The 14,819-nt window shown below is 42.3% G+C and carries 10 protein-coding genes; 6 read left to right on the plus strand and 4 right to left on the minus strand.

All coding sequences use genetic code 11. From position 1 onward, the window contains the following. Nucleotides 1-11: 11 nt before the first annotated feature. The 3 genes from CYLST_RS04385 to CYLST_RS04395 all read left to right on the plus strand — a co-directional run bounded on the left by CYLST_RS04385 (nucleotide 12) and on the right by CYLST_RS04395 (nucleotide 5,954). A complete protein-coding gene (locus CYLST_RS04385) occupies nucleotides 12-2,039 on the plus strand; it encodes an ATP-binding protein (protein WP_015206500.1) in 2,028 nt (675 codons plus the stop codon). Between the two features lie 31 nt (nucleotides 2,040-2,070). After that, the gene (locus CYLST_RS04390; RefSeq protein ID WP_015206501.1) at nucleotides 2,071-4,749 is read left to right on the plus strand and encodes a DNA translocase FtsK; all 2,679 of its coding nucleotides are present in this window, start codon (nucleotides 2,071-2,073) and stop codon (nucleotides 4,747-4,749) included. A 320-nt stretch (nucleotides 4,750-5,069) separates the two neighbouring features. After that, complete coding sequence (locus CYLST_RS04395) at nucleotides 5,070-5,954, plus strand: ParA family protein (RefSeq protein WP_015206502.1); 885 nt, start codon at nucleotides 5,070-5,072, stop codon at nucleotides 5,952-5,954. Nucleotides 5,955-6,022: 68 nt separating this feature from the next. Here CYLST_RS04395 and ileS read toward each other — a convergent pair whose 3' ends face one another. Further along, the gene (gene ileS / locus CYLST_RS04400; protein WP_015206503.1) at nucleotides 6,023-9,013 is read right to left on the minus strand and encodes an isoleucine--tRNA ligase; all 2,991 of its coding nucleotides are present in this window, start codon (nucleotides 9,011-9,013) and stop codon (nucleotides 6,023-6,025) included. Between the two features lie 161 nt (nucleotides 9,014-9,174). On the opposite strand from ileS, the gene CYLST_RS04405 reads away from it, so the two are divergent. Then, the gene (locus tag CYLST_RS04405; protein ID WP_015206504.1) at nucleotides 9,175-9,384 is read left to right on the plus strand and encodes a hypothetical protein; all 210 of its coding nucleotides are present in this window, start codon (nucleotides 9,175-9,177) and stop codon (nucleotides 9,382-9,384) included. 30 nt (nucleotides 9,385-9,414) lie between these two features. On the opposite strand, the gene CYLST_RS04410 is transcribed toward CYLST_RS04405, so the two are convergent. Next, entirely contained in the window at nucleotides 9,415-9,663 is a 249-nt protein-coding gene (locus CYLST_RS04410) for a hypothetical protein (protein WP_015206505.1), read from the minus strand. 241 nt (nucleotides 9,664-9,904) lie between these two features. Here CYLST_RS04410 and CYLST_RS35735 point away from each other — a divergent pair, with 241 nt between their 5' ends. Next, complete coding sequence (locus CYLST_RS35735) at nucleotides 9,905-10,201, plus strand: PIN domain-containing protein (RefSeq protein ID WP_245587463.1); 297 nt, start codon at nucleotides 9,905-9,907, stop codon at nucleotides 10,199-10,201. Between the two features lie 511 nt (nucleotides 10,202-10,712). Here the strand turns inward: CYLST_RS35735 and CYLST_RS04420 are convergent. After that, the gene (locus CYLST_RS04420; protein ID WP_015206506.1) at nucleotides 10,713-11,450 is read right to left on the minus strand and encodes a Ycf66 family protein; all 738 of its coding nucleotides are present in this window, start codon (nucleotides 11,448-11,450) and stop codon (nucleotides 10,713-10,715) included. A 356-nt stretch (nucleotides 11,451-11,806) separates the two neighbouring features. Here CYLST_RS04420 and gndA point away from each other — a divergent pair, with 356 nt between their 5' ends. Further along, complete coding sequence (gene gndA / locus CYLST_RS04425; RefSeq protein ID WP_015206507.1) at nucleotides 11,807-13,237, plus strand: NADP-dependent phosphogluconate dehydrogenase; 1,431 nt, start codon at nucleotides 11,807-11,809, stop codon at nucleotides 13,235-13,237. A gap of 258 nt (nucleotides 13,238-13,495) precedes the next feature. On the opposite strand, the gene CYLST_RS04430 is transcribed toward gndA, so the two are convergent. Then, nucleotides 13,496-14,641: a serine/threonine-protein kinase gene (locus tag CYLST_RS04430; RefSeq protein ID WP_041233424.1), complete on the minus strand. Its 1,146-nt coding sequence runs from the start codon at nucleotides 14,639-14,641 to the stop codon at nucleotides 13,496-13,498. Nucleotides 14,642-14,819: the final 178 nt, after the last annotated feature.

Consider the following 14,819-nt stretch of genomic DNA (forward strand, 5'->3'; position numbering starts at 1 on the left):
AGAGCAAGCTTATGGCATCTATCGATGAGATTATTCTCAGGAGTATCAACCCATTTGATAACTTTCGCTCTGTCAACTTTTGGCACAAACAGCAGCAACCAGAACCTACAGTTAATTCTATCCATCAGGAAGCAATTACTAAAATTGAAGTAACACTTGATCAAGTCGCTCAAGATCATCACACACGCACTGTAATACTTGATGGCGATGGTGGCTCAGGTAAAACATATCTATTGGGTAGGCTCAAAAAGAAATTCAACCATAAAGCATTTTTTGTTTATATTCCGCCGTTTCCTCAAAGTGATTACATTTGGCGGCACATCTTGCGCTATACCGTTGATAGTTTGGTACAAATTCCAGAGGGACAAAAAGATTCTCAATTATTGCTTTGGCTAGAAAAAGTGTTAACTGCTATCAAGCAACGCAGTGTTAAACAACGCATTCTCAAAGATGATGTATTAGATTTGCTGCGAAGTGATCGGAAAAAATTTATCAACAAACTCAAAGATATCTACAAACAAGCAGGTATTTACAATGCAGACGTTTTTTTTGGTGTACTGCACGATTTGACTAATACAGAACTTTATCCCTTAGCTTGTGAGTGGTTACGAGGAGATGACTTAAGTGAAGATTGTCTGCAAAAATTAGGGATTAGAAAATCTATCGATACAGAAGAAGCAGCAAGAGAAAACCTAGCAAACTTTAGTAGAATTGCTGGTGATACACAACCAATTGTGCTGTGCTTCGATCAATTAGAAAGTATTGCTCTTTTACCTGATGGAACACTAGATTTGCAAGCATTATTAAACGTCAATACCAAAATTAATGGCGAAGATAGTAACTTTCTCATCATTATCAGCATAGGTAGCAATACTTGGGAACAGAATAAATCTCGAATTGATAAAACTCACAAAGATCGTGTTGATAAAAAAGTAGATTTAAAAAGTATTAGCTTGACACAAGCAGAATCACTTTTGGCATCTCGTCTTTATCCTCTACACCATCAAGCAAATATTCAACCACCTTCTCCTATTTATCCTTTAACTCGCCAATACCTGGAAAATGAATTCCCTGGTGGAAAAACTGAACCTAGAAATGTTATCCAATTTGGGCAATTTGTATTTCAAGAATACAAAAAATGGTTAGCTAGTGGCGGTAGTAAGGATGGTTTTAAACTCCCTGAAAAGAATGGAGAAAACAATGAGCATTTAAAACTTCTAGCCGCCTTTAAATTACAATGGCGCGATGAATTTAATAAAGTTCAGCAAAGAATCACGCGGTTTCGTCTTTTATCTTCACCGGATATGATTCAGCTTCTGCAAGAAGCTTTAGTAGCTTTGCAAGTACAGGGAGTTAAATCTCCTTTATTTACAGGAACAAAGTACGCTAGTTATTCACTAGAATACAAATTGTCAGGTAAATCTGGACTTTTAGGAGTAGTCTGGACAGAAGATGCTAATATGACTAATTTTTTCTATGTTATGGAAGCGTGCAAGAAAGCAGTTCAAAAAGATCCATCCTTAAAATTGTATCTGATTCGCGCAGAAGGACTAGGCAATTCAAGTAATAAGGGAAATAAACGTTTTGTGGAGATATTTACAGGTTCTCTCCACAGTCACATCAAGCCAGATATTACTTCTATTCACTACCTAGAAACTTATCACAGCTTAGTTAGAGATGCTCGTGAAGGAGATTTAGTAATTGGTAACAAAACCATAAATTTAAAGAATTTGCAAATACTGCTTCGTGAGTCTAAGATTTTGGAAGAGTGTCCTTTACTACAAAGTTTGGAGATAATTAAGGGAACAACAAAACCACCAGAACCACCAGTCAAAGATTTTATATTTAATCTAGTTACAACTCAGCAGTTTTTGGGGAGACAAACTTTAATTAAAAATGCTTGTAGCACCTTTAATACAGTTAGCGAATCTCAAATTAATGGATTAATTAAACAACTATGCCAGGAGAATAAAATTAAAATTCTTGATCCCAAAGCAAAGCCAGAAGCTCAATTAATTTGCTTAGTTCCTCAAAAATAATCTATCCAGCACAATTTATTTATATCAGCTAATGCATTACCTGAAAGAAGCTGCTGAAATTTATAAGCAAATATCTCAACTAGCCTTAGCTAAAACCTTATGGGTAGATACAGAAATTGCTGATTGGAATACTCCTTATCCAAAGTTAGCACTTATCCAGGTACTGGCTGATCCTACAGATTTAACTGGTGAATCTGCTTACCTATTCGATGTGTTAGGTAAACAGGATTTGGCAGATTTTTTTATTAACCAAATTATGGTTAATTCCCAAATTGAAAAGGTTTTTCATAGCGCTGGCTTTGATTTAAAGTATCTAGGAAAAACTCTCGCACAAAATGTAACTTGCACTTTAAAGCTAGCCCAAAAGATTAAGCGCCAAGTTTTACAAACTACCAACTTAAAACTGAAAACCTTAGCCGCTGAACTTTGTCACTTTTCCAATGTAGATGCAGATGAAGGAAAAAGCGACTGGGGAAAGCGCCCTCTGAGTCAAAAGCAGCTACAATATGCAGCAATGGATACGGTTTATTTGGCTGCTGTGCATCGTCGCTTACTCGAAATTTATAACCCTAATGCTGTCAGTGATATTTTTACTATGGTAAATAATGGTTCTAAAGCTAAAACTGAAAATTCATCTTTAACTCCTACTAAAGTCAGGGTTGCTTTTGAATGTCCCCGACTATTTTATCTAAATCATAAATTTGGCGATAAGGCAATATTTTTTCCTAAAAATGCCGCTGTTGGTATTGGTAACGCTTTTCACCAATTAGCAGATGATTTTGTTAAATTAGTTCTTACTGATACACAATTTAAATTACTGTTTCAGTTACCCGCATCCCAGCTAAATATAGACGAAACTTCCTCGCAAATTCAACAAATATTTTATCAAATCAAATTTTTTCCGTATCTACAAGAAACTGTAAGTAAAGATGCTAGTAAAGCATCTGCATTATTGCAAGTTTGGCAGGGAATGCAAGGACTAATTAGACAATTCACTGAATTATTGATAATCAATCGGCGTTCTTGCAGTGCAGAAACAGTTATTGGTAGTACTTTTATTTCTGAAGAACGCAGTATTGAGAATTATTTTAATTTACCAGATGGGACAAAGCAACTGGTAAGAGGAGAATTTGATTGCTTGGTTTTCAACTGTGAATTAAAACGCCTTTGTATGGTAGAGTTTAAAACCTATCAACCTGTAGATCCAGCAGCGCAATTAGCCCAAGTTTCTCTCTATAGTTATATGCTATGGCAAAAGAAAAAGGTAGCGGTTGATTCAGCGGTTTACTGTGTTTTGCCAGAGTTTAAAGAATATCGATATTCTTGGGAACAGCTAGAAAATACGGTTCATCAATTAATTCCCTACAAATTATTACAAATGCAACAATGGCTGAGTTGGGAATCTCCAAATCCTAACCCACCACCAGTTACAACCCAGCCTCATCTGTGTGAAATTTGCCCCCAGCAGCAAAAGTGTCAGACTTTATTTGTTGATGTAAATTTAGATCCCCCCCAGCCCCCCTTAAAAAGGGGGGAGAAAGAGACTAATATAGATGCGGGATATTTTTTTAAAACGGGTGAGACAGATACTAATATAGATGCAGAATTTGAACCAACTCAACCTTCTTTTAAAAGTAGAGAGACATCGAGAAAGAATAATCAGCAGTCACCGGACGCCGATGTAATGGGAGAAGCTTTGGTGACTACTTTGCAATCTTTTAAAATTAAAGTAGATTACCAAGGTGCTGCTGTGGGGCCAGCTTTTATCCGGGTGAAGCTTAAACCTCATTTAGGCGTGAGTGTTAGTTCTATTCTCCGCTTATCTAACGATTTACAAGTGCAGTTGGGGTTAGCTAATCCGCCGCTAATTGCTCCGCAAGCTGGGTATGTGAGTATTGACTTGCCTCGTGCAGATCGACAAATTGCTAGCTTTGATGAGTATATTCAGCCGCATTTTTTACCTGCGACAGCATCTGTGAAAATTGCCCTTGGGGTGAGTATTGAGGGGGAGTTGGTAGAGGCTGATTTATCTGATCCGAATACTTGTCATTTTTTGGTGGGTGGGACAACCGGCAGTGGTAAGAGTGAATTTTTGCGATCGCTACTCCTGAGTCTACTCAATCGCCATTCTCCCCAAAACCTGAAAATTGCCCTGGTTGATCCCAAGCGCGTCACCTTTCCAGAGTTTGAGCAAATGTCTTGGTTATATTCCCCAGTCGTCAAAGATAGCGATCGCGCCATCGAACTCATGGAAGAACTGGTTGCAGAGATGGAGTCCCGTTACCAGCGGTTTGAAAAAGCTCGGTGTGCAGATTTAAGCGGCTACAATCAACGTTCCTCCCAACCTTTACCCCGTATTGTCTGCATTTTTGATGAATATGCCGACTTTATGGCCGAAAAAGAAATCCGCACAGCATTAGAACAAAGCATTCAACGACTGGGTGCTAAGGCTAGAGCATCTGGTATACATCTCATTATCGCCACGCAACGTCCCGAAGCTAAAGTAGTTACTCCCTTAATTCGCTCAAATCTACCAGGACGAGTTGCCCTACGTACAGCTAGTGAAGCAGACTCTAGCATTGTTCTGGGGGGCAAACAAACAGCAGCAGCTTATCTTTTAGGTAAAGGCGATTTACTCTATCAAATCGGCTCTCAACAGCATCGCTTACAAAGTTTATTGGCGACAACTATTCGCCTGCCTTCAGTTTAGAGGATGTTTAAAAAGTTGTTAGTGATAAATCAAACACTCGTAGATCCCCCTAAATCCCCCTTAAAAAGGGGGACTTTGAAAAGTTTTTGCCCCCCTTTTTAAGGGGGGTTGGGGGGATCTCGATCAATTTTGATACATTTCAAACAACCTCTTAGACTGAATGCACCCCACACTGATATAATCTGACTGCCTCAATGGACAAAGTAGCGCTAAAAGAACTTTTTTGCATCCCGAAAAAGATTAAATTTAGTGAAAGTTTAAATAAATCAGGTAATGTGTACGCAACCTAGATGGGAATGCGTCATCAGAGGAATTAAGCGATGGGATATGTAATTGCAACAGCAAATATGAAAGGCGGCGTAGGTAAAACTACACTCACCGTTAACTTAGCTACTTGTTTAGCGAAGAATTATGGAAAGCGGGTGCTTGTCTTAGATTTAGATAGCCAAATTAGTGCCACACTCAGTTTAATGTCGCCTTTAGACTTTGCCAAGCGTCGCAAACAAAGAAAGACATTTAGGTATTTGCTAGACGAAATTATCAATCCTGATCCTGATGCTAAACTGACGGTGCAGGATATCGTTCACTCTAAAGTATGTAATCTCCCTGGACTAGATTTATTACCGGGAGATATTGACTTGTATGATGAATTTGTTGTTTCAGAAATGCTGCATCAACAATCTGTTGCTTTGGGTGAACAAGATTTTGAAAGGATTTGGAATCGCTTTGAAAGGGTTTTGATTAATAACATTTTAAAACCAGTCCGTGAAGAATATGATTTTATTCTTTTAGATTGCGCTCCTGGTTATAATCTCTTGACTCGTAGCGCTTTAGCTGCTAGTGATTTCTATATTCTGCCTGCTAAACCAGAACCTTTATCTGTAGTGGGTATTCAATTACTTGAAAGACGCATTGCTCAGTTAAAAGATAGTCATGAATTAGAAGCTAAAATTGATATCAAAATGCTGGGTATTGTGTTTAGTATGTCTAGCGCTAACTTGCTTAATGGTAGATATTACAAACAAGTGATGCACCGCGTTATCGAAGATTTTGGTGTAGATAAAATTTGTAAGGCACAAATTCCTGTTGATGTGAATGTTGCTAAAGCTGTAGATAGTTTTATGCCGGCGGTTTTGCTTAGTCCTAATTCGGCTGGTTCTAAAGCCTTTAATCAGTTGACTCAGGAGTTGTTGCAGAAGTTGTAAATTTATCTTAAACGTAGGACAGGCGAGACGCCTGTCCAGAATAGCAGGCGAGACGCCTGCTCTACGGGTTAAAATTCCCCAGCTAAAGCGGGAATGCAGCGTTCACAGAGTAACGGATGTTCTGCTGATTCACCGACATGGGTAGAATAGTTCCAACAGCGATCGCATTTTTGCCCCTCTGCATTCACTATCCCAATTCCCCAGGAATCAGACTGCAAGCTGTATTTCAACCCTTGCAGTGCTTCTGGACTAGCCAATACTTCCACCTGAGAAGTCAGGAATAAATACCGCGGTTCATCAATACCATTACCGCTGGCTGGATTCAGGGATTCTACTGTGGCGCGTAATTGCTCATCAGCCACATACAGCAAGGTTTTCGCCTCTAGGGAAGAACCAATCAATTTTTCTAGCCTAGCTTGTTCTAACACCTTATTAACCTCGGTGCGAAGTTGCCGCAATTGTTCCCAAGATTTCGCTAATTCTGGATTTTGCCATTTATCTGCCAACTGCACCCAACCGGCTTCAAACACTGACTTGTAGGGAGTTTTGTAGGGGATAAATTGCCAGATATCTTCAGCAGTATGACACAACACGGGTGCGATCGCCTTGACTAAATTCTCTAACGCAATCTGCAACACCGTTTGACAACTGCGACGACGGAAAGCATCGGTAGAACTGATATACAGTCTATCCTTCGCCACATCTAAATAGAAATTGGATAAATCCACAACGCAGAAATTCTGCACAGTTTGGAAAAAGCGGAAAAATTGGAAACTGTCAAAAGCTTCCGTCACCTCATTAAACACCTCACGGATGCGGTGCAGCATATACTTATCGAGTTCTGGCAATTTCTCGAAAGGTACTGCATCTGTCTCCGGGTTAAAATCATCCAAGCTACCCAACAAAAACCGCGCCGTATTGCGAATTTTATTCCGCACATCTGCGAGTTGCTTAATGATATTGCTTCCCAACCGCACATCAGAGGAATAATCAACCGAAGACACCCACAACCGCAGCACATCTGCACCATAAGCCGGTTGTTGTTTCTGGTCTTTTCCTCCCTGAAGAATCAACTGAGGATCAACCACATTCCCCACCGATTTACTCATTTTCCGGCCATTTTCATCCAACACAAAACCATGAGTTAACACAGTTTTGTAAGGTGCAATGCCATTTACCGCCACACTGGTGAGCAAGCTAGACTGGAACCAACCGCGATGTTGATCAGAACCTTCTAAATACATATCCACAGGGTAGCGCAACTCAGGACGCTGCTTGGCAACTGCTGCCCAAGATGAGCCAGAATCAAACCAGACATCCATTGTATCTGTACCTCTGCGGTAAGTTTTGCCATCGTTGCGGTATTGTTCTGGTAACAACTCCTCAACCGACAATTCCCACCAAGCATCAGAACCCTTTTCAGCGATAATTGCCTGAACGTGGTTGATAGTTTCCGCATTTAGCAAAACTTCCCCAGTAGCTTCATCATAAAACACCGGAATCGGAACACCCCAACTGCGCTGACGGGAGATGCACCAATCAGAACGCTCTGCTATCATTGGGGTAATGCGGTTTTCACCTTGGGCAGGAATCCACCTTACGGATGCGATCGCATTTAGAGCAGCTTCCCGAAAACCCTCAACCGAAGCAAACCACTGCTCAGTCGCCCGGAAAATCGTTGGTTTTTTCGTCCGCCAATCATAGGGATACTTATGTTGATAAGCTTCCTCCTTCAACAAAGAACCCGCCTCAGTCAGCGCATCAATCACCGCCTGATTCCCATCACCCAACACATTTAAGCCAACAAACTTACCCGCCTCAGCCGTAAAATTACCATTATCATCAACAGGCGCCAGGATAGGCAAACCATACCGCTGACCCACAATGTAATCTTCTTGACCATGACCAGGCGCAGTATGTACCAACCCCGTACCCGAATCAGTCGTAATATAATCACCCCCCACCACAACCGGACTTTCCCTATCAAACAGAGGATGACGATAAGTAGTACCTTCCAAATCCTTCCCCGAAAAAGTTGCCCTTACCGTTAACTCCACATCCAAAAAAGCAGCCAACCTTTCCACCAACTCAGCCGCAACGATAAGATACCGGAACCTCACCCCCTCAGTCCCCCTCTCCGCAAGCAGAGAGGGGGAGGTAAATTCTTCACTTCCTGCTTGCGGGGTGGAAGAAACTACCTCCTCTTCACTCCCCCTCCTCGCTTGCGGGGAGGGGGTTGGGGGGTGGGGTTCTACCTCCACCACCGAATAATGCAAATCTGCATTCACAGCCACAGCCAAATTCCCCGGAATAGTCCAAGGAGTAGTAGTCCAAATAGCCACAGCCAAATCCGGCAGATATGCCGCCAAACTTGATTTCAAAGCCTCAGAAACCCCCGTAACCGGGAAAGCAGCATAAATACTGCGAGAAACGTGACCTTCAGGATATTCTAACTCCGCCTCAGCTAAAGCCGTTTTAGAACTAGGACTCCAGTGAACCGGCTTCAACCCACGATAGATATAACCCTTCAAGAACATCTCGCCGAAAACACCGATTTGCGCCGCCTCATATTCCGGCTTCAGCGTCAAATAAGGATTATTCCAATCACCCCAAACACCATATTGCTTAAAGCTTTCGCGCTGATCATCTACCGTTTTCAGGGCGAATTCCTGCGCTTTTTGCCGCAATTGCAAGGTTGTCAAGTTTTGCCGTTCCGCCGATTTCATATTTTGCAAAACTTTCAACTCAATCGGCAGTCCGTGACAATCCCAACCCGGCACGTAGCGGACTTTACGTCCTTTCAGTAATTGGTAACGGTTAATAATATCTTTGAGAATCTTATTTAAGGCATGACCAATATGCAATGAGCCGTTAGCGTAGGGAGGCCCATCGTGCAGTATAAATAATTCGCCGGGGTTTTCTTGCGAAAGGCGAGAATAAATCTGGTTTTCTTCCCAGAATTTCTGGATTTCAGGTTCCCGCTTGCTAGCGTTAGCCCGCATATCAAACTTCGTCTTGGGTAGCTTTACAGTATCTTTGTATTTTCCGGTTTCTGTCACAGTCTCATGCCTAAAGTGTGCAGGTTATCCGATCAATTATAGAAGATGGTATGATTGTGGGGTGCGTTTGTGAGATCTGTCTACCGATAAGCTATTTACAGTCACACTTTCAGACGATAGACTACAGATTTTTCCAATTGGCAAGTGTAGGGAAACATTATATGACTGAAGTAATTGAGATTCCCGTTAACTTAGCTTATTTTCAACTGCCTGAAGCTGTTCAAGCGCGGTTACAATTTTTATTAGATCGTCAAGGTGCTGGTGAGGTATTAACTTTAGCAGAAAGAAAAGAAGCTGAAGCATTAGTTGATTTAGCGGAATTTTTATCTTTGCTGCGATCGCGTTCTGGGCGTATCATACAGGCAGGATAAATGGGTAAGATTCCCAGTTCTCTACGTCAATTAGTCTAGCGATTGCAGTTCGTCAATTTCATCTTCCAGCCTCTGCAAAAGCAAGGATTCTTCAGCACTGGCAATTCCAGCGAATTGCATAAAATCTATGGGTGTTTGATGCCGTTGTTGTTCACGCTGGGCTAGTTGCTGCCAAATCAGTTGTGCGATCGCTTCCAGCGGGGCGTAGACCATCGCATTCTGTTCGGCTTCGGGTAACTGTGAGACGACAGCAAATGCTTCTTGTAAGAGATTAGTCATAGATTTTCTGTCTATGCTATTACTCAATCCTACTCCAAAATCTCAGGTGTTTCCCTTTCAATCAATCATAGAAGTAGATCGTAGGTTGGGTTGAGTAAATTTTTGCTTTAGAGGTTGTTTTAAAAGTGTGATTGGTAACATCAAATTTTCGGCAACTTAAGCCCCGTTCCATTGTAGATAAGGGGTTTCAAAGGCTCTCTCCCTGTGGGGGAGAGGTTTGGATAGGGGTTTCTAGTATACTTTGCGATATAATAGTACTATATTAGATGCTGGGCCAATAGGTTTAATCACAAATCCAAAACGGTCTGCTGAAAGCCTTGCTTGCGCTCAATGGTTGCAAATACTCGTTTCTTCTGGTAGTCGAGTTATCATTCCTGAAATCGCTGATTATGAAGTGCGACGAGAATTATTAAGAGCAAACAAACTTAAAGGTATTGCTCGCTTAGATGAATTAACCAATCTGCTAGAATATCTACCCATCACAACAGCCGCAATGCGTCAAGCTGCGTTATTTTGGGCGCAAGCTCGACAACAATGACAACCAACAGCAGGTGATAAAACGATTGACGGGGACATTATTTTAGTTGCTCAAGCTGTAACTTTGGCTGTTTCAGATGTAGTCATTGCCACAACTAATATTGGCCATTTATCAAGGTTTATTGTTGCTGATTTGTGGCAAAACATTAAAAACAATTGAGAGGATATTTGTAAAGTATCAAGTCGTATCGAGATCCCCCTAAATCCCCCTTAAAAAGGGGGACTTTGACAAATTATTACCCCCTTTTTAAGGGAAGGTTGACAGCTTATTGCCCCCCCTTTTTAAGGGAAGGTTGACAGCTTATTGCCCCCCTTTTTAAGGGAAGGTTGACAGCTTATTGCCCCCCTTTTTAAGGGAAATTTGACAAATTATTGCCCCCCTTTTTAAGGGGGGTTGGGGGGATCAAAACGTTATGCGGCAACTCTAGAAACCTTGTGTCTACACAGTAGTAGAGGGAAGCTTTGCCAGTATTTAATACTTTTAAAACATCCTCTTAAATTAACTAATCTGATTATTGTGGCGGTATTTGTTCCGGTGGCGCTTCGGCTGGGGGAGCGAGTATTGCATCCGGTGCAATTTCTTCTACAGGAATTGGTTGTTTCTCTTCAGTATCTGGTTGTGCAGCTTCTACCAATTCAGGAGATGGGGGATTTGGTGGAATTACTTCTGGTAAAGTTTCGGTTTTAGCTTCAATTGGTTGTTCGGCGACGGGAACAGTAACCGCTTCCGCTTCTGGGGAGGGGGTGGGGGAAATTACTTCACTAGGCTGTTCTGGTACGGGAGTCGTTTTGTCAATAATCTCCACCTTAGGCGGCGCTGTTGGTGCTGGTGGCTTTTTGCTTACAGTCTGCTGCACCCGGTCTTTTACACCACTGAAGATGCCACTAACACTCTGTTGCAACTGGCCCAGCTTTTCCTGAACAGAAAACTTACTCACCTGTTGCTGAACGCTAGCTTTCACCGCTTCAGGGCTGGGTACCGGGGTTTGTTCTATCTGTGGTGTCAGTTGCCGACGTAATGACAGGGTTTGCCAGCCAAACCAAACCAAAAGTGCGACGCTAGCCACGTGACCCAGCAAAAGGCCACCAGTAATGCGTGGTGCAAATACCCATATTACTAAGGCGTAAAACAACCCGACACCACTCCAGATAAAGTCATTCTTCCGATGGATCTCTGGGAAGAAGAAAGCTGCTAAGTAAATGGCTAAACTACCAAGTCCGACCACTAGCGCTAGGACATATGCCAGCATTTTTGGATACTCCTTACCGTGACATTTGACTAGGGATTCGGGATGAGGCAATATGGAGCAGGAATTAGGAAATATGGATAATGAATTAGGAATTAGAAATAATTTACATTTTCTCCTTCCCAGTTTCCAGTCCCCAATACCCAATACCCAGTCCCCAGTCCCTATAACTAGATATTTCAATTTTGCAAATTTTGCAAGATAATTGTTGATTTAGATACAAATTAAAACTAAATAGCTGTGTTAGTTGTTGATTTTTGTCCTCTATCTCAACTCTTAATATCTTCTTTAGGAGATCAGTGAAAATCTCGGTCTACCCTAAAGATGAAAGGATCTGCAAGAGTTAGCCAAACAAATTTATGACACTACAAACCTTTGGTGTGATTGGTTTAGCCGTTATGGGCGAGAACATCGCTTTAAACGTCGAGCGCAATGGCTTTCCAATTGCAGTTTACAACCGCTCCCGCGAAAAAACCGATGCCTTCATGGCGCAGCGTGCCGGAGGACGGAATGTCGTAGCGGCCTTTACCTTAGAAGAATTTGTCGCTGCACTGGAACGTCCCCGCAAAATCTTAGTGATGGTGCAAGCTGGTAAGCCAGTGGATGCGGTAATTGCCCAACTAAAACCTTTGCTGCAAGAAGGCGATATCATTATCGACGGTGGCAACTCTTGGTTTGAAGATACAGAACGACGCACTCAGGAATTAGAACCCGCAGGACTACGCTATATCGGTATGGGCGTCAGCGGCGGTGAAGAAGGCGCTTTGAATGGCCCTTCACTGATGCCCGGTGGTACAAAAAGTTCTTACGAGTATCTATCCCCAATTTTCAACAAAATTGCGGCTCAAGTTGATGACGGCGCTTGCGTTACCTATATTGGCCCTGGTGGTTCTGGTCACTATGTCAAAATGGTACACAACGGCATTGAATACGGCGACATGCAGCTAATTGCTGAAGCCTACGATTTGCTGAGAAATGTGGCTGGTCTTAACGCTAAACAGCTACATGAAGTGTTCACTGAGTGGAACACCACCGACGAACTCAATTCATTTTTGATTGAGATTACAGCTAATATCTTCCCCTACATTGACCCAGAAACCAAGAAACCCCTGGTTGATTTGATTGTTGATGCAGCCGGTCAAAAGGGAACTGGTCGTTGGACAGTACAAACTGCTTTGGAATTGGGGGTTGCTATTCCCACAATTACAGCAGCAGTGAATGCCCGAATCATGTCTTCTATTAAGGATGAGCGGGTAGCAGCATCTAAGATTCTGACTGGCCCTAACGCTAAATATGATGGGCAAATCAAGGATTTTGTTAATAAGGTGCGCGATGCTCTTTATTGCTCTAAAATCTGTTCTTACGCTCAAGGTATGGCGCTGTTATCTACAGCTTCTAATACCTATAAATGGGATTTGGATCTGAGTGAAATGGCTCGGATTTGGAAGGGTGGCTGTATTATTCGTGCTGGCTTCTTGAATAAGATTAAGAAGGCTTTTAATGAAAACCCAGCTTTGCCTAACCTGCTATTAGCTCCCGAATTTAAGCAAACAATTCTCGACAGACAATCAGCTTGGCGGGAAGTAATCATGACAGCGGCTAAACTGGGAATTCCAGTACCAGCATTTAGTGCGTCTTTGGATTATTTTGATAGCTATCGTGCTGCTAACTTGCCTCAAAACTTGACTCAAGCACAACGCGATTACTTTGGTGCACACACCTACAAGCGCACTGATAAGGAAGGTTCTTTCCACACCGAATGGGTACCCATTGCTGAGTCTAAGAAGTAAGCTTTTCCTGCTATTCAATATTTTGAACTTGTAGAAAGGTTCAGAATAAAGATTAATAAGTGACTCTGATTTTCAGGGTCACTTTTCTTTAGTCGAATCAAAAGACCACTAAGAGGTTTTACTACGTAAAACCTGTCCCTCTCCGACTCGGAGAGGGATAGAGTTAAACTAAAGTTTAAAGCAGGGAGGGGTTTGTCTAATTCACGTTGATTTAGGAGCAGGCGGGACGCCCGCTCTACATGATTGAAGTTATGGTTTTTAGGTGTTGTTATTTCCCAGATATTTAGCTTTTAATTGTTCTAATTCTGCGTCAATTTCGCTGCTGCTGGTAGGTTGAGGTTTGGTTGGCGGTGGTTGGATGGGAACGTTTTTGTTTTGGGGTTTACCAATGCCAGTAAATTGAGTTTTGAGTTCTTCTAGTTCTAGATCAATTTGACTTGGGGTTTTGGTGATAGAGGTGGGTGGAGTAGTTGGTGCTGATGGGGTGGGGGGAGGAGTGGAGATTGCTGGGGTAGGAGTTACTGGCGATTGGGGGTTTAAGTCTTTGAGTACTTCGTCTACTGTTTGGTAACGCCGAACTGGGATGTTTTCTAGCATTTTGTTGAGAATAATGCTCAACTGATTACTCACAGGAGTTTTCAAGTATTGCTGCCAAATCCAAGTGGCGTTGTGGGTATCATAGGAGTCAAAAGGCGATCGCATCGTTAAGAGATTAATACAAGTCGCCCCCAAGCTGTAGATGTCGCTGGCAAATACCGCCCTACCCCTCATTTGTTCCGGGGCAACGTATTCAGGGCTACCAATACTCGTACCTGTGCGATTAAGGGCGGTGCTGGTGGCAGTTTTTGCCGCCCCAAAGTCTACTATGACTAATTTGCGATCGCTATTCCGTAAAATAATATTTTCTGGTTTAATATCCCGGTGAATCACTTCTCTAGCATGGCAAAATTGCAGTACAGGCAACAAATCATCCAATAATTGCCGGATTTGCATTTCACCAAAAGCGCCTCTGTGTACCAATTCCTGAGCTAAATTAGGCCCATCGATAAATTCTTGCACTAGATATTGGCGATCGTCTTGGGTAAAATATGCCATTAATTCGGGAATTTGCGGATGTTTGCCCAATTCATCCAACTGCACCGCTTCTTGGGTGAACAACTCCACAGCTTTTTGCACTGTGTTGGTGCCTTGTGCCTGGGGGTAAAATTGCTTAATCACGCAGCGTGGTTTAGAGGGTTTATCCTCATCTACAGCCAAGAATGTTCTGCCAAAACCACCTTGTCCTATCGGTTTGATGGCACGGTAGCGTTCTTTGAGGAGTAACTTGGCACCACAAGTCTGGCAAAACTTGACATCATCAGGGTTTTCCGATTTTGGGCAATGGGGATTAAGGCAGTAGCTCATAAAGGCGTAGACACGAGGTGGCTTTTCGTAAGACATCGCTCTCACTTGTCTTTATTGTGCCTTGTCCGCAGCAAAAGGGTATTTATTTACAGCAGCTTTCATCTCTTTGAACCACATCTATCGTAGGGGCACAGCAGTGCTCATTGGTGTCAACTTAAGCTCAAACCGTTGTCCCACA

The sequence above is a fragment of the Cylindrospermum stagnale PCC 7417 genome, assembly GCF_000317535.1.
In the GTDB taxonomy this organism is placed as follows: Bacteria; Cyanobacteriota; Cyanobacteriia; order Cyanobacteriales; family Nostocaceae; genus Cylindrospermum; species Cylindrospermum stagnale.